Origin of the sequence: Streptomyces zingiberis, assembly GCF_012034935.1 — a bacterium.
Taxonomy (GTDB): Bacteria; Actinomycetota; Actinomycetes; order Streptomycetales; family Streptomycetaceae; genus Streptomyces; species Streptomyces zingiberis.
In genome coordinates this window covers 59,376-78,547 of record NZ_JAATEN010000003.1, presented here as the reverse complement: position 1 = coordinate 78,547, position 19,172 = coordinate 59,376, and the positions used below count along the sequence as shown (strand labels likewise).

At 70.4% G+C, this 19,172-nt stretch carries 13 protein-coding genes and 1 pseudogene; 8 read left to right on the top strand and 6 right to left on the bottom strand.

Features of this window, described 5'->3' with window-relative positions; all coding sequences use genetic code 11:
- Window positions 1-15 precede the first annotated feature (15 nt).
- The 4 genes from dbpB (HCK00_RS04590) to HCK00_RS04575 are packed head-to-tail and all read right to left on the bottom strand — an operon-like array spanning window position 16 to window position 4,338.
- Window positions 16-1,110 (bottom strand): DGQHR domain-containing protein DpdB, encoded by a 1,095-nt coding sequence (dbpB, locus tag HCK00_RS04590; RefSeq protein WP_168100460.1) that lies wholly within the window; start codon window positions 1,108-1,110, stop codon window positions 16-18.
- A 47-nt stretch (window positions 1,111-1,157) separates the two neighbouring features.
- Window positions 1,158-2,381, bottom strand: a complete 1,224-nt coding sequence (gene dpdA / locus HCK00_RS04585) for a tRNA-guanine transglycosylase DpdA (RefSeq protein WP_168100459.1) — start codon at window positions 2,379-2,381, stop codon at window positions 1,158-1,160.
- Window positions 2,378-3,520 (bottom strand): DGQHR domain-containing protein DpdB, encoded by a 1,143-nt coding sequence (gene dbpB, locus HCK00_RS04580; RefSeq protein WP_168100458.1) that lies wholly within the window; start codon window positions 3,518-3,520, stop codon window positions 2,378-2,380. Before dbpB (HCK00_RS04580) ends, dpdA begins: the two co-directional genes overlap by 4 nt.
- Window positions 3,517-4,338, bottom strand: a complete 822-nt coding sequence (locus tag HCK00_RS04575; RefSeq protein ID WP_311765146.1) for a hypothetical protein — start codon at window positions 4,336-4,338, stop codon at window positions 3,517-3,519. Before HCK00_RS04575 ends, dbpB (HCK00_RS04580) begins: the two co-directional genes overlap by 4 nt.
- A 202-nt stretch (window positions 4,339-4,540) precedes the next feature.
- Between HCK00_RS04575 and queC the strand changes: the two genes are divergently transcribed.
- The 5 genes from queC (at window position 4,541) to HCK00_RS04550 (ending at window position 11,103) form a co-directional block, all read left to right on the top strand.
- Window positions 4,541-5,236 (top strand): 7-cyano-7-deazaguanine synthase QueC, encoded by a 696-nt coding sequence (gene queC, locus HCK00_RS04570; protein ID WP_168100456.1) that lies wholly within the window; start codon window positions 4,541-4,543, stop codon window positions 5,234-5,236.
- Window positions 5,237-5,238: 2 nt separating this feature from the next.
- Complete coding sequence (gene queE, locus HCK00_RS04565; protein ID WP_168100455.1) at window positions 5,239-5,874, top strand: 7-carboxy-7-deazaguanine synthase; 636 nt, start codon at window positions 5,239-5,241, stop codon at window positions 5,872-5,874.
- Window positions 5,875-6,231, top strand: a complete 357-nt coding sequence (gene queD / locus HCK00_RS04560; protein WP_168100454.1) for a 6-carboxytetrahydropterin synthase QueD — start codon at window positions 5,875-5,877, stop codon at window positions 6,229-6,231.
- 2 nt (window positions 6,232-6,233) lie between these two features.
- Window positions 6,234-7,001, top strand: a complete 768-nt coding sequence (locus tag HCK00_RS04555; RefSeq protein ID WP_168100684.1) for a GTP cyclohydrolase I FolE2 — start codon at window positions 6,234-6,236, stop codon at window positions 6,999-7,001.
- A gap of 1,276 nt (window positions 7,002-8,277) precedes the next feature.
- Complete coding sequence (locus tag HCK00_RS04550) at window positions 8,278-11,103, top strand: FUSC family protein (RefSeq protein WP_240965259.1); 2,826 nt, start codon at window positions 8,278-8,280, stop codon at window positions 11,101-11,103.
- Between the two features lie 1,023 nt (window positions 11,104-12,126).
- Here HCK00_RS04550 and HCK00_RS28795 read toward each other — a convergent pair.
- A pseudogene (locus tag HCK00_RS28795) lies at window positions 12,127-13,032 on the bottom strand (M6 family metalloprotease domain-containing protein); the annotation flags it as partial.
- Window positions 13,033-13,690: 658 nt separating this feature from the next.
- On the opposite strand from HCK00_RS28795, the gene HCK00_RS04540 reads away from it, so the two are divergent.
- Together HCK00_RS04540 and HCK00_RS04535 are read left to right on the top strand one after the other, a co-directional pair.
- Window positions 13,691-14,419 (top strand): TetR/AcrR family transcriptional regulator, encoded by a 729-nt coding sequence (locus tag HCK00_RS04540; RefSeq protein ID WP_168100453.1) that lies wholly within the window; start codon window positions 13,691-13,693, stop codon window positions 14,417-14,419.
- A gap of 383 nt (window positions 14,420-14,802) precedes the next feature.
- Window positions 14,803-16,476, top strand: a complete 1,674-nt coding sequence (locus HCK00_RS04535; RefSeq protein WP_168100452.1) for an MFS transporter — start codon at window positions 14,803-14,805, stop codon at window positions 16,474-16,476.
- A gap of 368 nt (window positions 16,477-16,844) precedes the next feature.
- Here HCK00_RS04535 and HCK00_RS04530 read toward each other — a convergent pair whose 3' ends face one another.
- Window positions 16,845-17,483, bottom strand: coding sequence for a GNAT family N-acetyltransferase (locus HCK00_RS04530; RefSeq protein ID WP_311765145.1), 639 nt, complete (start codon window positions 17,481-17,483; stop codon window positions 16,845-16,847).
- 167 nt (window positions 17,484-17,650) lie between these two features.
- Here HCK00_RS04530 and HCK00_RS04525 point away from each other — a divergent pair, with 167 nt between their 5' ends.
- Window positions 17,651-18,682, top strand: coding sequence for a sigma-70 family RNA polymerase sigma factor (locus tag HCK00_RS04525; RefSeq protein WP_168100450.1), 1,032 nt, complete (start codon window positions 17,651-17,653; stop codon window positions 18,680-18,682).
- Window positions 18,683-19,172: the final 490 nt, after the last annotated feature.

Here is a 19,172-nt window from a genome sequence, read left to right as displayed (position 1 = left end):
ACCACAAAGGTGTGACTACTTGCTGACCCGGGCCTGCAGGTGGCTGCTGAGCAGCCGCACGTCGCCGGCCGTGTTCTGGAGGCTGTTCCAGTTGCGTTCCTGGCCGTCCGAGAACATCCATTTGCCCGATGTCCAGGCCACATGGCCTTCCAGCCCGCGCAGGGTGCTGCGGACCTTGTCCCAGTTGACCTTGCTGTAGTGGACGTCCGCGGTGAGCCGGTCCATGACGAAGCCCATGGCCTGGATGCCCACACCATGGGTCAGCCTCGACTCCTTGGGAGGCTTGCCCCACGCGTCCTTGAACATGCTCGCCACGGGCTTCCAGAAGGACAGCAGATGCGCCAGCATTGCCTCTTCGTCGCCGGTACCGTCCTCGGCGTTGCGGTACTGGTACAGGGCGCCTTCGTAGATGCTGTGTTCCAGCATCTTCAGAACGCTGTTGTCCTTGATGTTGCCGCCGGGCGACGTGGGGCTACTGATCCTTCCACTGAAGGGGCCATCCCCCATGTTCAGCAGGACCATGATCTTCGCCGCGAGTTGGCGGCGCGCGTACGAGCGCGGCAGTTGGCCAGTGGTCTCGGGCAGCAGTTCGTACACGAGGCCCTTGGGTAGCGGCTTGGTCGAGTTGACCAGGATGAACTGCGACCGCTGCTCTTCCTGGGAGGCAATGAATCCCACTGCCGCGACGGGGAACTCCGCCAGGTCGGCGTCCCGGATCGCGGCGCTGCGCTGCTGGCCGTCTACGAGCCAGGCCGGCTTTTCGTGCTCGGCGAGCGACTCGTCGACGGGGATGACCAACTCGCCCGGGACGGCGTAGTCGATGCCCTTGGTGGGCCGGCCGGCAACGAACTCCACGCGGTCGTCGAACGCAAGGACCAGGGCGTTGGGCAGCATCGCCCCGTCGGACTCGAGGTAGCGGCGGATAGCCCGGATGTGGCTGAGGGCCTCGGGGCGCTGATACCCCTGCAGTTGCTTCTCGTCATCGCGGCGGATGCGCGAGACGGCGGTGAAGTCGTGCAGCTTCTTGCCATCGACCGCGAAGCAGTAGATTTGCTTGTCGCCTTGATTCACTTGCAGGGCGGGGAGTCGCAACGCGTATCGGTCGGCCACATCTTCTCCTAGGTGGGCAGTTCGTAGACATCGGGCGGTTCAGGTGTTCACGTGAAGTTGAGCTTGCTCATCTTCGCCTGGAGGACGGTCATGTTATGAAATCCGCGACGCTTGTTCCGTTCGGTGCCGCGGAAGATGACGATCTCGACGCCCAGGTCCTTGCAGAGAAGGCAGGAGCAGTGCTCCCAGGGCCGGTCGGCCAGGGTTTTCTTGTATTTTCCGTGGTACTTGGCCCATTTTTTCTCGTCAACGAGAGTCAAATAGGTCTCCAGGGCCGCCATGGCCTTGGGCAAGTCCAGTTGCTCGCTGCCGTACGCACGCAAGGCGTGGAGGCATTCGCGCTCAGCCTTGATGGCGGCTGACTGGGAGACCACTCCCGCCAGAATCTGCCTCTTGAGCGTGGGGTTCCCGTCGACCTGGGGGACCCTGACGGCCGTGTAGGTGTCCTCGGCGGTGTGGAAGTTGTTGCGCTCGTCCATGAAGGCCTGCCGGAAGGCAGACGTACTGTCGAAGCTGGCCACGCCGCGCTTGGAGAATTCTTCCATGCTGCCGATGCGCGTGATGCCCAGCAGGTGCAGTTTGGTGTTGTCCTTGTCGCGGATCTCTTCGATCTTGTCGAGGCAGGCCATGATCTCGTGGGTCTTGAGGGGGACCATGCCTCCCAGAGCGATGCGCTTGTATCCCATGTTCTGGAGTTGGGTCACGCTGTCGGCATAGCTGGCTGGGCTCCATCCCTGGGCGGCCCCGAAGGGGATGACCTTGCTCTTGCGGGCCTCGATGCCAGCAAGGAATTCCTCGGCGAGCCTCAGCGAGATGCGCCGACGCTCGGCCCACGCTGGGTCGACCTCGGCTTCGGTGGCCTCCGGCCGGTAGCCGAAGATCACGTGGTCGATGCTGACACCCTCGTCGAACTGGCATCCTTCATAGAAATCGAGAACTTCTTCAACTGAGTACGGAGGGATCTTCTCGTCGACGTAGTTGAATGCGCCGCAGTCTCCGAGACTTTCCATTCCTTCGGGGAGTCGGAAGAAGTCTCGAACGCCGAGGCGGTAGAGCCGCTGTCGTTGGGGAGCAGTGTACTTTCCGGCACCCTTGACAGAGCCGTCAACGATGGCCTTGCTGACCAGTATGCCTTTGTAAGGGGCGGGAGTGACTACCTGGTGCGCATAGCGGTCATCGCGTTGCCGGACACGAAAGTCGGAGTATTCATCGGTAAGGAAGTTGTAACTCGGGCTGACTTGGTCCTGACTGTCCGGAAAATAGAACTTCACGACGCGCTGGTCCTCGACTGGAAGTAGATACGAATCAAAAGGTTCGAAAGGGTACTGATATGCCGTGGTGTGTTCTGGAGTTCGTCCCACGGGGTGTTGAGTTCCGGCCAGCGCCCCTTGGTCCAATGGCAGTGGGGAGCGATGAGCGCCAACTCGGCCTTGGCTCGCTCGTAGGCCTCGGGTGAACCCGGTTCGGCGACAGCGAGGACCCGGTCCATGACTCGGTCCATGAGTCGCCCCATCGAGCGGATGCCAACACCGTGCATGAGGCGGCTCTTGGTCGGTGACATGCCCCAGGCCTCGGGGAAGGTGTCCCGCACCGCGCTCCAGTAGGTGATGAGGATGCTGCGGATCGTGGCGGTGTCGACCGTCCCGTTCGAGAGGTTCTTGTACGGGAAAAGGGCGCCCGACGGCTTCAGGGATTCCTCGATGGCGGAGATCAGACTGTTGTCCTTCACCACGGCGCTGGTTCGCTTGTCCGTGATGGTCGACGCCTGTTTGATCAGTCCTTTGAAGGGGGAATCGGCGTCCTGGTTCAGAGCATTCACCAGGACAGAGGGGAGTTTCTTCGCGGACAGTTTCGTCGGGAGTTTGGTGTGCACCTCGGGGAGAAGTTCCGTCACAAGGTTACCGGGCAGTGGCGACACCGTGTTGACGCGCAGGAACTGATCCCGCTGCACCTCGACGTCCTCGGCGACAAAGCCGGCCACCATGACGGGCAGCTTGGATCTGCGAGTGCGCGCGAGCGCTAGGCTCCGCTGCTGGCCGTCCACGATGAAGGCAGGCCGGGGTGCACTGGGCGACTCGGGCAGGAAGATCTCCAGCGTCCCGATGGTGGAAAGACCGTCCGTGCTGTTCGGCCCGCGGCTGCCTCGGAACCGCACCGAGGCCGGAAGGGCAAGGATGAGGCCGTTGGGGAAGAGCACGTCCTCGCTGTCGAGGTACTCCAGGATCTGCTTCACGTGCTGCTTCTTCTCGGGCCTCTGGTACCCGAACAGTTTGCCCGCTTCGTCCCGGGAGATCCGCGAGACATCGGCCACCCGGTCAATCTCTCCCGCCTCGAGCGCGAACACGTACAGCGGGATGCCCGGATTCTGCTCGACCCGCAGTGCCCTGCGCCTGATGACGTCTTCTGTCACCGCTCCCCCATGGTCCTCTTGTACAGACTGGCAAACCTGCTCTGCTCACACGCTCGACCGCTGTCGCGCAGCGCCCGCAGCAGCCGGGTACGGGAGATGTCCGGCACCTTCGCCACCTCCCGCCCGATAAAAGCGATCACGTCATCATCCGACATGGGTTTCCGGTTGTACTGCACCGGCTTCGTGGTGGCGGTCGACCACGCGGTCCACGCCTTCTGCGCCTCCGGCGAGGTGAGCGCATGGCCCTGGGAGTGCTCGAGCCACGCTGCGGCCATGCGCGCGTTCAGGCTCGTCAACGTACCGCCCAGCGCGTGGCTCAGGCCGGCGTCGGATCGGACCCGGTGCACTCCGGGGACCTCGCGCACGCCCCCGATGAGCAGTGCCTCGCCGTCTTGCTCCCCCAGGGCGATCAGTTCCTCTTCCATGGCGCCCGCGTAGACCTCGGACAGCACCATCAGGACCGGCCCCCGGCGGCCGAGATCCTGCAGCGTGGCCCGACCGGTTCCCGCCTGAAGGTGGCCCCACCACCGGGCGTTCTCCTCCGATGACGTGGCGACGGCATCGGCGTGCCGCGTGCTGAAGGTTGCCGCATAAACGGGTGTCTTCTGAACCTCGGGCTCCACAGGCTGCAGGCCCAGCCCGGCCGAGGCCACCCACAGTTCCGCCTGGTACCCCGTGGCCGAGGCCGCCGTCACCAGCCGGCGCGATCGGGCCCAGTGGTCACCGCGGTAGAGATTCTTGAGGGAGTGCAGAGAAGGTCCTCCGCGGGCGGTCGCGCTCCGTAGGCGCTCCTGCCAGTTGCCGGAGCGCTGCTTCACGCTGCCCTCCGGCAGGTTCCTGGCGCACAGGGCCGCGTCCGGCCTCTCGACCTTGCGGTCAGTGCACGTAACCACCAGCGATAGTTGCCCCACGCGGTTCGACTCCCGACGCTCATAACTCGTACTTCCTGGTGGTTACTCTACCTGTCAGTTTCCACGCTAGGCTTCAGGCGTACACAACGGTCTAACTAGGGAGTAAGGCATGGCACGTCCTGCGATCGTTCTGCTGAGCGGTGGTCTGGACTCGACCACGGTCCTGGCCATCGCGAAGGACCAGGGCTACACGCCGTACGCCCTCAGCTTCCGCTACGGCCAGCGTCACAGCGTGGAGCTCGAGGCCGCGAAGCGCGTGGTCGAGGCCCAGGGCGCGGCCCGGCACGTCATTGCTGACATTGACCTGCGAGTTTTCGGCGGCTCCGCGCTGACCTCTGACATTGAGGTGCCCAAGCACGACTCTCTTGACCACACCGGGGAGGGCGGCGTGCCGATCACTTATGTGCCTGCACGCAACACGATCTTCCTGTCGTTCGCACTGGCATACGCCGAAACTGTCAACGCGAGTGACATCTTCACCGGTGTCACTGCCGTCGACTACAGCGGCTACCCGGACTGTCGTCCCGAGTACATCGACGCGTACGCAAAGATGGCCAACCTGGCGACCCGGGCCGGCGTCGAGGGCACCCAGCAACTCAAGATCCACTCGCCGCTCATGGAGATGTCGAAGGCCGACATCGTGCGTGAAGGCCTGCGTCTGGGTGTGGACTACTCCATCACCTCCAGTTGCTACGACCCCGACGAACAGGGACGTGCCTGCGGCCGCTGCGAGACCTGCCTGCTGCGCCTGAAGGGCTTCGCCGAGGCCGGTTCCACCGACCCCGTGCGGTACCAGGACGCCTGAGAATGACCTATCTGATCAAAGAGATCTTCTACACCCTCCAGGGCGAGGGCAGCCATGCAGGCCGCCCGGCGGTCTTCTGCCGCTTCTCACGCTGCAACCTGTGGACGGGCCTGGAGAAGGACCGCCATCGCGCCATCTGCAAATTCTGCGACACCGACTTCGTGGGCACCGACGGCGAAGGCGGCGGCCGGTTCGCCACGCCCGAGGGCCTCGCCGAGGCCGTGGAGAACACCTGGCCGTCTGAATCCGCCGAGCACCGCTTCGTCGTGTGTACGGGCGGCGAGCCGCTGCTGCAACTCGACGAAGCAGCCGTCGAGGCCCTGCATGCCAGGGGCTTCGAGGTCGCAGTGGAGACCAACGGCACGCGCGTGCCGCCGGCGGGCATTGACTGGCTGTGCGTGAGCCCCAAGATCGGCTCCGAACTCGTGGTCGATAAGGGCGACGAGTTGAAGCTGGTCTATCCCCAACTGGGTGGGGACCCGGCCCAGTTCGAGGCGTTGGACTTCAGTTACTTCCGCCTTCAACCGATGGACGGCCCCGACGTGGAGGCCAACACCCGTGCAGTGGTCGACTACTGCATGAAAAACCCGCGCTGGATTCTCTCTCTCCAGACGCACAAGTATCTGGGAATTCAGTAAATGGAAATCTTTCGCGAGTTCAACTTCGAGGCGGCGCACCGGCTGCCCAACGTCCCCGAGGGCCACAAGTGCTCCCGACTGCACGGTCACTCCTACAAGGTGATCGTGCACGTCGAGGCGCCGGTCGACCCCGAGGCGGGCTGGGTATTGGACTTCGGTGACCTCAAGCGGACGTTCAAGCCGATCGAGTCGCAACTCGACCACTATTACCTGAACGACATCGAGGGCCTGGAGAACCCGACCAGCGAGGTCCTGGCCCGCTGGATCTGGGAACGTCTCCAGCCCAACTTGTCGGGGCTCTCGGCTCTTACGGTCCGCGAGACGTGCACCTCGGGCTGTACGTACCGGGGCGAGTGAGCATGCACGACATCCAAAACGAGACCGACTCCCGGGGTATTGAACTCGACCGGGTCGGTATCGACGGCGTCCGCTACCCCGTGTCCTTCGAGGACGGCCACCTCGGTCAGGAGGGCATCGCGGACTTCGAGGTGACGGTCCGCCTCCAGCACGACCGGCGCGGTACGCACATGAGCCGCATGGTTGCCCTCGTGCACGAGCACTTGCAGAGATTCGACCCGCGGCGGTTGCCCACCGTCCTCAAGACCGGTGCGGATCTGCTGGATGCGCCCGCCATCACCGTGGCGATGGCCATGCCCGTCAGCACGACCGTGGTCGCCCCGGCAAGCGGCCGTGAGTCAAAGCAGGTGCACGACATTCGCATCGAAGGGCACTGGGACAACGGCAACGTGACGGTCCAGACGGCCGTGACCGCGGAGGTGACCAGCCTCTGCCCGTGTTCCAAAGCCATCTCCGACTACGGCGCACACAATCAACGCAGCCAGGTCACGCTCACCGTGACCGGCCAGGGCGACACCCCCTACCCCCTGCCGGTTCACGGCGCCGTGCGGTTGCTGTCGTCCTCTGCCTCGGCGCCAGTGGTGCCCTTGGTCAAGCGCGCCGACGAGCGTGTCCTGACCATGCAGGCGTACGACAGTCCAGTGTTCGTTGAGGACATGGCCCGCACGGTCAGTGCCTCCTGCCGGGATCGGGGCCTTCGGCACGCGGTAAGTATCCGCAACCTGGAGAGCATCCACAGCCACGATGCCATCGCCTTCATCTCTGGTTAGCCACCCAGTCCACGGCATCCAGCGCGCGGGCTCTCTCTGGCCCTGCCCCTGTGCATCGCATGGGCCGGGCCAGCTTTCGTGCGCCTTTCAGTCTGGAACGCCTGTGCCGGGGGGTATCGGCTTGTGTTCCGTAGATGGTTCAGGTCAGGGCGGTGAGTGCGAGGCAGACGGTGTCTGGCCGCGTGCGCGCCCGCATTCGAATGGGCGGGGGCTCGATGGCCGTTCCATCCCACAGGGACGGGTCGGCCGGTATTCAGCAGCTGTGCCACATCCCTCGATCCGGTCAGCTGCGACCCCTGGGTGAACGGCGCAGCCTCGGTGCCGGGTGTGCGGTCCGGCCACACTTGCAGTGCCCTCAGTTCGGAGGCCCTCAACGAGGCTACGGCGTCGGCGTCAGTCACGCGGCGCTACACAGCTGACGTGCGGGGAGGCCCTACGCTTTCCCGATTCGAAGCAGGGGCGTTTCGAGGCCTCGCTGCGACGGGCCCCTGGCCTGCGGTTTCGTAATTATCCGCAAGGCCCACGGAGGCGATTGGGTCAACGGGGACCGGTGGGGTTCCTGCTGATCCTGGTGGGCTTGGGGTGCGGCCGTAGTCGCGGCCCCCGGTCAGTGTAGCGGGTGGGGCACCTTGATCAATGGCGGATGAGGAGGGGCCTGGAGCGGCCGGGAGATGGCGCGGAAGGGGGTTCGCGGTCGGGGGTGCCGGTCGGAACCCCCGGTGTTCGGTGGGAGCCCGCGGTGTCGACCGACACCCCGGTGTTCGGTGGGAGCCCTCGGGTCGGCCGGAGCCCCGGTGGGCGGGGTCGGGCAGGTCACGGGGCCGGCCTCGGGCGGTCGGTACGTCCAGGGGGGAGCAGTGCGATTTCTTCGGCCGGTGTCACCGTCCTGATCGGGTCCGTCCCTCGCCTGCGACGGCGGTGGCGGCCTGAACGCGATCCGGTGGTGGGCCGGGTGGGGCGGGCTGGGAGGTATCGCGGGGCGCGCCCGGCCGGGTGTGAGGGGTGGGCGCGAGAGGGGCTCGGGATGACAGGGATGTGGCGGCAGCTCCCCGTCTCCTCGCCCCGGGCCGGTGTTCGCCCTTCTCACCGTTCTCACGGGCGAGTTGGCGGAGCTTTTGGTTCCGCAGGTTCCCCTCCCACCCCCGTTCCACGGTTCGGCCATGGTGGGGGCGCGGGCCGGGCCCGCTACGGTGACGAGGTCTTCGCAGGTCGAGACTGGCGCGGGAGTGAGACGTGGAACGTGGGGAAGAGCGGATCCGGGGAGGGAAGCGCCACCATGAGCGCATCATCCGCTGACGGCGGCGGGCGCGGAGAGGGCGCGCGGCGTGAGCCGTCCCGCCGTCCCGCCGTGCCGCGGGCCGGAGCCGGGGCCGGGGCCGGGCGACGGTGGGCGGTGCGGCTTCCGGCCTCGGACCCGGGGCTGTTGCGGCTCATGGCCGGGCTGCGGACCGTCCTGTCGGTCGGACTGACCCTGGGGGCGCTGGCGTTCGTGGGCCTCCCCCTGCGGGTCCAGGTCGCGGGCGCGATGGGAGCGCTGGTCACGACCATCGCGATCGGCGAGCGCCGCCCGCGCGAGCAGGCGGTGACGCTCGCGCTGGGGCTGCCGGTGGCGGCGGCGTCGGTCGCGGCGGGCACCGCGCTGGCGCCGTATCGCGTCCTCGCGGACGCCGTGTTCATCGCGGTGATCTTCGCCGCGGTCTACATCCGGCGCTTCGGGCTGCGTGGCAAGGCGCTCGGGATGATCGCCTTCCAGATGTTCTTCATCGCGCAGTTCGCGCAGGTGAACCTCGCCCAACTGCCGCAGGTGGGGCTGGCCTTGCTGGTGGCCTTCGGCTGTGCTGCGGTCGTGCGGTTCGGGGTGGTGCGGGTGACGCCCGAGCGGACCCTCGACCTGCTGATCGGCTCCTTCCGCACCCGGCTCCAGCAGGCCGTTTCCGCGATGGTCGAACTGGCCGAGGCGGGGGCGGGCGGCCCCTCGGTACGCGCCGGGGCGCCCGGACAGGACTCGGGCGGAGTGGCGGGAGGCGGTGCGGAGGCCGCCACGGAGCGGAACGGTCCACCCCCGGCCGGGGAATCGGCGGCAGGCTCCGGTGCGGACGGTTCCGCTTCCGGGCCGGGCGAGCCGGACGAGCGGGATGACCGGGCCGAGCGGCGGCTGCGGCGCCGGATCGTCCGGCTGCACGAGGCGGCCCTGATGATCCAGGACCGGCTGGAGGACAGCGACCCGGACGAGCAGACGGCCGCCTCCGTCGAACGCCGCGTCGCCGGAATGGAGGTCTCCGCCGAGCGGCTGGCCGCCGTCCTCCTCGACCACGACCGTCCGCCGCACACCCCGTCCGTCACCGCGCGCCTGCGTGAGCTGTACCAGGCGGTGAGCCGGGACTGGCTGCTCCAGCGCACTCCCGTCGGGCTCGGCTACGTACGGGAGCGGCTGCTGGGCTACTGCGAAACCGAGCGGCTGGCCCGCGAACCGGCGTCCGACCAGGAGGTGCTGCGCGCCATCGGCGAGTTGGTCTACAGCGCTCTGGGACTGGAGATCGCCCTGGGCCGGGGTGACGGTGACGCGGACGACCGCCCCCGGACCAGCCGGTACCGCGAGGAACTGGAAACGGAGGAGCTGTCCCGGCGCGCGGAGCGTGAACGGCCCGAGGGCGGTGGCCGTGCCGTCCCCCTCTCGGGTGAGGGCGCGCGGGACGGTGCGCGCGCCGATGCCGGGGCGCCCGGTACGGACGGCGAACGCGGACGGCCCGGTACGGACGGGAGCAGCGACGGAGGAGGGCGGGCGCTCGGGGCCGGCAAGGCGTGGTCCTTCGGCCGGAAGCCGAAGGACAAGAACAAGAACAAGAACAACGACGAGCCGAAGGACCCGAAAGGCAAGGAGAAGCGGAAGGGCGAGAGGGAACGGGCGGGTGAAACGGCGCGGAAGGACGGCGCGACGCCCGGCACCGACGCGGAGGAACCGTCCGACGGCGAACCCCGCGGTCTGCGCCGTCCCAGCACCCGCACCGCATTCCAGGTCACCGTCGGCTCCGCGCTGGCCATCGCCGGCGGTGAACTGCTGTCGCCGCAGCGGTGGTACTGGGCCGTCCTCACCTGCTGGGTGGTCTTCCTCGGCACCGCCTCCACCGGCGAGATCCTGGTCAAGGGCTACCGGCGGCTCACGGGCACGGCCATCGGGGTGTTCGCCGGCGCCGGTCTGGCCGGTCTCGCGGGCGGGCGCCCCGGGCTCGCGTTCGGCATCATCCTGATCTGCGTCTTCGCCGCGTTCTACGTGGCGCCCGTCTCGCACACCCTGACGTCGTTCTTCATGACGTCGATGCTCGGCCTGCTCTTCACCCTCCTCGACACCTACAGCAGCGCCGTGCTGCTGCTGCGCGTCGAGGAGACGCTGATCGGCGTCGCCTGCGGGCTGATCGCCGCGCTGCTGGTGCTGCCGATCCGCACCTCCGAACACACCGACGGGTTGCTGCGCACGGTCCTGGAACGGATGCGGGACGTCACGGAGGAGGCGGTACGCCGCCTCAGCGGTGAGCGGGGCGGCTCGGCACCGGTCGCCGGCGCCGATCTGCTGGAGGCCGCCCGGGAACTGGACGACGCGCTGGACGGCCTGCGCGCCGCCGTCAAACCGCTCACGCACCCCATCAGCCCACTGCGGACCCGGAGCCAGACCGCCCGTTACATCCTCGCGCTGCTGGACGGCGGCGCCTACCACGTGCGCAGCCTCGCTGCCGTCGCCGAACAGGTGACCGGAGGCAGCCGGATCAGCCCCGACCCCCGGGTGGCCTCCGCCGCCGGACGTCTCTCCCGCAACCTGCGGACGCTCACCGACAGCCTGGCGGAACCCGGGGAGCGGCCCGCCGAGGGCGGTGTGCTGCTGCCGGCCTCCGACACCCTCACGCTCGCGGTGATCGAACACCCGGCGCGATCCCCGGTCGGCGCCCGGGTGGCCCGGCACATCCAGCGGCTGGACGAGATCGTCATCGGGCTGGCCGAGCCGCTGGGCGTACCCGTGGAGGGCGGCGGCACCCGGGGGCGGACGCCTTCCGGGGGAAAGCCCGCGCCCCCGAACGGGCAGGACGACGCCGGCGGGGCGGCCGCCTGACCGGGCTCGCGTGGACGACCCGCCGGCCGCGCGCCCCGGCGCGCGATCGCGCCGAGGCCGGACGGCACGGGCCTCGCCGGACGGCGGGGCGGCCGGGAGGCGGCAGGTCGGGACGGCAGCAGGTCGGGACGGCAGCAGGTCGGGACGGCGGAAAGGGGATGCGGACAGGGCTCCGGCCGGTGACCGGGCGCCTTCGCCGCATGATCGGGCCGGCGGGAGCGGCGGCGCGTCGTCCGCCGCCGGTCACGGCCGCGTGACGCGGATCCGGTGGGTACCGTCCGGCTCCCGTCCCGTGACCCGGACGGTGACGCCCGTGCGCGGGTCCCGGTAGCTCTCGCCCACGCCGAAGGGCGCGTCCGTCAGCTCCGCGGTGAGGTTCGGGGACCGGGAGCAGCCGCCGCTGCCGGGGGTGCTGTCCCGGACCTCGACCGGGCCGTCGCCGGTGGACACCCGCGTGTCCACCCAGTAGACGAGGACACCGGGTTTGCAGACTTCTTCGTCGTTGCCCGTGCGGGTACGGACCTCGGCGGCGTAACCGGCCGTGTCGGTGACGGGTATGTAGACGAGCCGGGTGTCCGGTCCGGCGGAGGTGTCGTGGCCGGGGCGGCGGTGTCCGGTGACCCCGTCCGCGCGGGTGGGCGCGTGGGTGGGAGCGCGGACGGGAGCGGGGCCTCGGACGGCCCGGGGGGCGGTGTCCGGGAGGCCGCCCATGTCCCTGATCTCCCCGGCGGCGGCGGCGGTGGGGGCGGCGGTGGTGGGGGCGGTCGGGGTGCCGGTGTCGCCGCCGGCACCGGGGCCTGTTTCGGTGCCCGTGCCCGTGCCTGTGCCTGTGCCTGTGCCTGTGCCTGTGCCTGTGCCTGTGCCTGTGGCTGTGCCTGTGCCCGTGCCCGTGCCTGTGCCCGTGCCCGTGCCGGTTCCGTCCGGGGTCGAGACGCGCTCCGTGCTGCCGTCCTGCCCGCGGCCCCCGGCCCGGCCGGCGTCCCAGGGGCCGGAACGGCCGCCGTCCGCGGGGAGGGGCTCGCCGAGCGGGCGGAGGGTGTGGTCGCTGCTTCCGCTGCCGGTCGCGCACGCCACGTGCCGTTCGTCGTCGAGCCAGCCGAGTTTGCGCTTGTGCCAGCCGAGGAAGTCGTTGCCCGGCCCCCAGTCCTCCGACATCAGATCCCAGTGGCCGACCCGGTGGCCACCGTCGGCGGTGTAGAGGTCGGGCAGCCCCAGGGCGTGGGCGTTCTCGTGGGGGAGTACGCGGTAGGCGTTGGCCGCCGCCCCGGGCGAACCGTCGTCCTGGCGGCTGTAGATGAACGAGACGGCGCTCAGGGGTATGCCGTCGGCGCGCGGGGAGTCCTGCACGCCTTCCATGCCGGTGAAGCTCACCGACAGGACGGAGTCCGCCGCGGGGGGCCCGGCATTGGGGGTCACCAACACGTTGACCAGGTCGTACCGGCCGAAGTCCACCCGGGCGTCGGCGGCCCGTACGAGGTCCCGCACCAGCCGGCGGTAGCCGGATTCGTACCCCGAGCCGCGGGTGATGCCGTACTCGGCGAACGGGCGGGGCATCCGCAGCCAGCCCTTGACCGGGGTCTCGGCGCGGTAGTCGAGAGCCCCGTAGGAGCTGGTGGCGTACCAGTCGGCGGTGGCCGGGAAGAACTCGGCGAAACGTTCCCGCGCGCTGCCCTCGCCGCGTACGTCGGGGAAGTCGATCATGAGGGTGAGGGCATGGAGCGTGCCGGTGCTCGGTGCGTGGCCCGGCGGGGTGGGGACGCCCTCCGACAGCTGGACGCCTCCCGAGTATCCGGGACCGCAGGTGGCGCCGGGACGGGCGAGCGACGCGGCACCCGGGCCGGGGAGGGCCACGGGGACGGCGGCCGGCGCCCCGGCCAGGGATATGGATATGGACGTCAGCGCGAGGACGGCAGCCGAGAGGCGGGGCAGCCGGGGGGACCGGGACCGGAGCGGGCCCGGGGACGGCCGGGGTGGGGTGCGCGTGCGGGCGCTCCGCGCCTGCCTGGTGCGCCGGGAGCCGGGGTGCCCGCCGGTGCGGTGCCGGCCGGTGAGGTCCGGGCGGGTGACGTGCTGCCGCATGCGGTCGCCTTCGTGGTCGGTGCGCCGCCGGTCGAGGCGGTTCGGGCGGGGCCGGGACGAACGGGACCGGGTGCCCTCGGGGGCAGCGGCCCTGGGGGCCGTGGGCGTACGGGTGTACGGACGGCCCCGGACGTCGTCCCGTCCGTTCCTGGGTGTGACCACTGTGCGCCGAGTGACCGAAGAGGCGCGCGCGGTAGGCGGCCGATCGTGGGGAAACGGTGCTCCGATCGGGGGTGGCCGGGGTCGGCCGGGGTTTCCGCGGGCCGCCGGTCGCTGCGCTCCTCCCGCGCACACACACCGCGATGTGGCGGGCGTCACGTCGCGACGGGAAATGGTCCGGGGCGGGCTCCTGTTCGACTGTGTGGGACACGAACCGGGGAGATGTTCCCCGGTTGGCCCCCGGGTTACGTGACAGTGGCCCGGCCCGGTCCCCGTGAACCTGCCGAGCTGTGGACCTGCCGAGCTGTGGGAGCTACAGAGCTGTGGGACCTGCTGAGAGGAGAGAACCGTGCGGACCCCCGCCACCGCGCCGACGCGCAAGGAGGAGCCCCGCCTGCGGGCCGACGCCCTGCGCAACCGCGAGCGGATCGTGGCGGCCGCCCGGGAACTGTTCGTGGAGCACGGAGCCGAGATCCCGCTGGACGAGGTCGCACGCCGGGCGGGAGTCGGCAACGCGACGCTCTACCGGCACTTCTCCGACCGCGACGACCTCATCCGCCGGGTCACCCTCCATGTCACGGAGCGGATCATCACCGCCGCCGAGACGGCGCTCGCGGAGGAACCGGACGGTTTCGAGGCGCTGTGCCGCTTCGTCCACGCGGCCGTCGCCGAGCGGATCGGCGCGCTGTGCCCGCTGCTCGCCGGCGCGGGCCGGAACCACGCCGAGAGCAACGGCGCGAAGGACGGCCAAAACGACACCCGGAACGACACCCAGAACGACGCCCGGAACGACGGGAGCGACGAGAACACCGTGGCGCGCGAGCGGCTCGGGCGGGCGGTCGAGGCGCTGATGGAGCGTGCGCGCGCCTCCGGGCGCCTCCGGGACGACGTCGAAACAGGCGACCTGCTGGTGGCCGTCACACAGCTCACCCGTCCGCTGCCCAGTACCGGGTGCGCCGAGTTCGACCGGTTCGTCCACCGGCACCTGCGGCTCTTCCTGGACGGCCTCCAGGCCCCCGCCCGCTCCGAGCTCCCCGGCTCCGCGGCCACCTGGGAGGACCTGCGCCAACGAACCTGACTGCGCCGCCCGACTTCACCCCGGGCCCGGCCCGCACCGGCGTACGACCGGCCGGCGGGACGCCCCGCCCGGACGGGCCGGCTGCCCCGCCGTTCGCTGGACCACGTCAACAACGCGCCGTACCCGATGCCGTGACGTTCCCACCGGCCCGGCCCGGCCGGTAACGGCACGAGGCCGCGGTCGGACCCGTTCCCACCGGGACCAACCAGGGCGCCGGCGATACCCGGCTGCACGTCCCGGCCGCCCGTCGCTGTGGCCCTCCGCCCGTCCGCCCTCCCGTTCTCCCGCCTCTTCGTCCCTGCGCCTCCCCGTCTTCTTTCCTGCCGCCGACCGCCGTAACGGCCGGCCGTACCGAACCACCGATCCCACAGGGGGAAACCGTCATGCCGACCATCGAGACCCGGCCCGATCCCCAGCGCTGGAAAGCGCTGGCCTTCATCGCCCTCGCCCAGTTGATGGTGGTGCTCGACGCGACCATCGTGAACATCGCCCTCCCCTCCGCCCAGACCGACCTCGGCATCACCGACGGCAACCGGCAGTGGGTCATCACCGCCTACGCCCTGGCCTTCGGTGGGCTCCTGCTCGCCGGCGGCCGGATCGCGGACCTCTGGGGGCGGCGGCGCGCCTTCCTCACCGGCCTCGGCGGTTTCGCCCTCGCCTCCGCGCTCGGCGGAGCAGCCTCGTCGACCGCCGTGCTGCTCGGAGCCCGCGCGCTGCAAGGGGTGTTCGGGGCACTGCTCGCCCCGGCGGCGCTCTCCCTGCTGGCGGTGATGTTCACGGACGCGCGGGAGCGGGCGAAGGCGTTCGGTGTGTTCGGCGCCATCGCGGGGGGCGGCGGTGCCATCGGGCTGATCCTCGGCGGGCTGCTCACCGAGTACCTGAACTGGCGCTGGACGTTCTACGTCAACATCCCCTTCGCCGTGGTGGCCGCCGCCGGCGCGCTGCTGGTGATCCGGGAGCCCGCGGGGGCGCGCAATCGTTCCCGGCTCGACGTCCCCGGGGTGCTGCTGGCGACGACCGGGCTGGTCTCCCTCGTCTACGCCTTCTCCCGCGCCGAGTCCCACGGCTGGAGCGACGGATTCACCGTCGGCCTGTTCGCCGCGGCCGGCCTGCTCCTCGTCGCCTTCGTCGCCGTCGAGGCCGGGGTGCGGCATCCGCTGCTGCCGCTGCGGGTGGTGCTGGACCGCAACCGGGGCGGGGTCTATCTCTCGCTCGGTCTCGCCGTGATCGGGATGTTCGGGCTGTTCCTCTTCCTGACCTACTACCTCCAGGTCGTGAAGGACTACAGCCCCGTCATGACCGGACTGGCATTCCTGCCGATGGTGGCCGGCATGATCACCGGTTCCACGCAGATCGGCGCGCGGCTGATGACCCGCGTCCGGCCGCGGCTGCTGATGGCCCCGGGTTTCCTGGTCGCCGCGCTGGGTCTGCTGATCCTGACCCGTATCGACGTGGACACGCCGTACACCACGGTGATCCTTCCCGGACTGGTGCTGATGGGCCTCGGCATGGGCAGCGCCTTCATGCCCGGTATGAGCCTGGCCACCTACGGGGTGGAGCCGCGCGACGCCGGAGTGGCCTCCGCGATGGTCAACACCTCGCAGCAGGTCGGCGGGGCGATCGGCACCGCACTGCTGAACACCGTCGCGGCGGGCGCCACCACGGCCTACGTCACCGCGCACGCGGCCGGCGCGGCCACCGGCGGTACGGGTGCCGCCCGGGCGGCGGCGGAGACGCTGCGCCTCCAGGCGATGGTGCACGGCTTCACGACGGCGATCTGGTGGGCGTTCACCATCCTGCTGCTGGCCGCCGCGGTGGCCGCCGTGCTGGTCAACGCGCGGCGCCAGGGGGCGACGGTGGTGGCGGGCACCGGCAGGGGCGGCTCCGGTGGCACCACCGGTGACGACCGTGACGGTGCGGCTGGCCATGACGGTGCGGACGGCCGGGGAACGACGACCGGGCAGGACGGTGCGAGGGCCCAGGACGGCTCGACGGGCCGGGGAGGGCCGGAGGGCGACGAGGGCCAGGCCGCGCCCGTCCCCGTCCTCGCCCACTGAGCGGTCCTGACGGCCGTCCACCGAGCGGCCTGACCGCCGTCCGGCGAGCCGTCCCGACGACCGGACGGTGAGCCGGTGCCCGGCCCTCTGACCGTCCCTGCCCGTGCGCGGCGGACGGAGGGCCGGCGGAGGCAGGGGCCTCGCTTCGGGGGGAGCGGGGCCCCTGCCGTGTGCGCGGCAGAGGGGGGGAGCCCGGCCCGGCCCCCTGTCGCCGGAGGCCGTTCCGGGCCGGCGCGCGGCAGCCCGGCTGCGGGTGCGGCGCGCGGGTGGGGCGGCCGCGGGTGACGGGCGGCGGCCCGGGCGGCGGCCGCCATCCCGACCCGCCGACGTGATCCACGACCCGACACGACCCTCCGAGGTGATCCGCCTCACTGCCCTTCCCCGGGCGGGGCCTCGCCGGGGGCGGGCGGCGGGCCCACGGGGGCCGTGCCGGCGCCGAGCCGCTTCTCGTACCAGGCGACGTCCCAGTAGCGCCCGAACTTCCGCCCCGCCTCGTGGAACACGCCGATCCGCCGGAAGCCGAAGCGCTCGTGCAACGCCACGGAGGCCGCGTTCGGCACCACGATCCCCGCGTAGGCCCGGCGGAGGTCGTGCCGTTCCAGGACGCGGAACAACGCGGTGTAGAGACGCGTTCCCACTCCGAGCCCCATGGCCTCGGGAGCGCAGTAGACCGTCACCTCGACCGAGGTCGCGTACGCCGGTTTCGGGCGGAACGGGCTGCCGGTGGCGTAGCCCAGCAGCCGGCCTTCCGGGGAGCCGGGGGAGCGGGGGCCGCCGGGACCGCCCGGACCGCAGACGCCGCCGGGTTCGCGGCCGATGGCAACCAGAAGGGGATGCGGGCCGTCCTCCGGGTGGGAGAGCAGCCAGGGGCGGCGCTCCTCGGGGACGAAGGGGGCCGTGTCGAACGTGATGGGGGTCTCACGGACGTAGTGGTTGTAGAGCTCCGTGAGCGCCGGGAGGTCCGCCTCGCCACCTGCTCTGACCTGTATCTCTGTGTGCCGATTCACCGATGCCCCCAGGGCGTGTGGCGGGCCAGGGTACTGCAAGATCGGTTGATCCGCCGGTCGGCATGGGAATTCTGTCCGGTTTCCAGTCGTTGTTCCCATCGGAACGGGCACCCGCATGGGTGTACGTCCGCCGAAGATCGCGACCTACTCAACGTAAGGGAGCATGCATGGCAACCCGTGCCGTCGCCCGTCGTCAGCCCGCCGCCTCCGGCGCCGATGACCGGGTCAACAGTGTTCGCGCCGCGGGCGAGATCGCCGATCGCGACCTGGTCGGCATGTACCTCGACGAGATCGCTCGCACACCCCTGCTCGACGCCGCCAAGGAGGTCGAGCTGTCCCAGGCCATCGAGGCCGGCGTCTACGCCCGGCAGATCCTCGACGCCGACGCCGACGCCGGTGTGGTGGGGGGCGACGCCGCGACCGAGGTCAACGCCGCCGGGGCGACCCGTGAGGAACTGGAGACGCTCGCCGCTGACGGGGAGCGCGCCAAGGATGTCTTCATCCGCTCCAACCTCCGTCTCGTCGTGGCCGTGGCACGCCGCTATCCGCGGAGCGGGCTCCCTCTCCTCGACCTGATCCAGGAGGGGAACGCCGGCCTGGTGCGCGCCGTGGAGAAGTTCGACTACACCAAGGGCTTCAAGTTCTCCACCTATGCCACCTGGTGGATCCGGCAGGCCATCACCCGTTCCATCGCGGACCAGTCCCGGACCATACGGCTCCCCGTCCACCTGGTCGAGGAGCTGGGCCGGATACGGCGGGTGCAGCGCGAGTTCAACCGCGAACACGGCCGCGACCCGGAGCACGCCGAGATCGCGGCGGAGCTGGGCAGCAAGCCGGAGCGCGTGACCGATGTGCTGGACTGGGCGCGCGACCCGGTGAGCCTCAACATGTCGGTCGACGACGAGGGCGAGACCCAGTTCGGCGACCTGCTGGAGGACACGTCCTCGGCGTCCCCCGAACAGTCCGTGATGATCATGCTGCGCCGCGAAGGGCTGGACGACCTGATCGGCAAGCTCGACGACCGCACCGCCTCGATCATCAAGATGCGGTACGGCATCGAGGACGGCAAGGAGCGCACGCTCACCGAGGTCGGCCGGCAGCACGGCCTGACCCGGGAGCGGATCCGGCAGATCGAGAAGCACGCCCTGCTGGAACTGAAGAAGATGGCCCGGGACACCGGCTTCGACGCGGCCGCGTGACCCCGCGCCGGCCCCGGCGGTTCGCGAGACCGCTGCCGCCGCCCGTTCCGTACCGCGCACCGAGCCCCGGCGCCTCACCGGCGACCGGGGCTCGGTGCGCGGTGGGCGTTCGGTTCGGGGCCTGTGCCCGTACCCGGGGCCGTCGCGCTCTCCGGCGGGCGGCCGGGGTTCCGGGCCCCGTGCTCCGGCAGGCGGCCGGGTAGCCGGCGCCGGTTCCCTCCGGCGCCCCGTGAAGGGGTGGGGCCAGGGCCCTGGTGCGGACCCTCGCGGATCGGGTGTGCCGACTGTGCCGTGTGTGCCAGGTGGGCCGGGTGTGCCGGCGGGTCGCGTCCCCGGATGCGGGGTGGGACGGCCCTGGGGTGTGGTCGCCGGTGGGGCCGCGCGGAGCGGTGCCCATCCGCCGCCGGGTGCTGCCGAGGGGGAGGAAAGGAACCGGGTCCGCGCCCGCGCGAAAGGTGCGCCCGGCCCGTCGGGCATCTCCGGTCCGCGT

Coding starts and splice junctions, on each gene's coding strand:
- queC (WP_168100456.1), top strand. CDS start 4,541: ATGGCACGTCCTGCGATCGTTCTGCTGAGCGGTGGTCTGGACTCGACC.
- queE (WP_168100455.1), top strand. CDS start 5,239: ATGACCTATCTGATCAAAGAGATCTTCTACACCCTCCAGGGCGAGGGC.
- queD (WP_168100454.1), top strand. CDS start 5,875: ATGGAAATCTTTCGCGAGTTCAACTTCGAGGCGGCGCACCGGCTGCCC.
- HCK00_RS04555 (WP_168100684.1), top strand. CDS start 6,234: ATGCACGACATCCAAAACGAGACCGACTCCCGGGGTATTGAACTCGAC.
- HCK00_RS04550 (WP_240965259.1), top strand. CDS start 8,278: ATGAGCGCATCATCCGCTGACGGCGGCGGGCGCGGAGAGGGCGCGCGG.
- HCK00_RS04535 (WP_168100452.1), top strand. CDS start 14,803: ATGCCGACCATCGAGACCCGGCCCGATCCCCAGCGCTGGAAAGCGCTG.
- HCK00_RS04525 (WP_168100450.1), top strand. CDS start 17,651: ATGGCAACCCGTGCCGTCGCCCGTCGTCAGCCCGCCGCCTCCGGCGCC.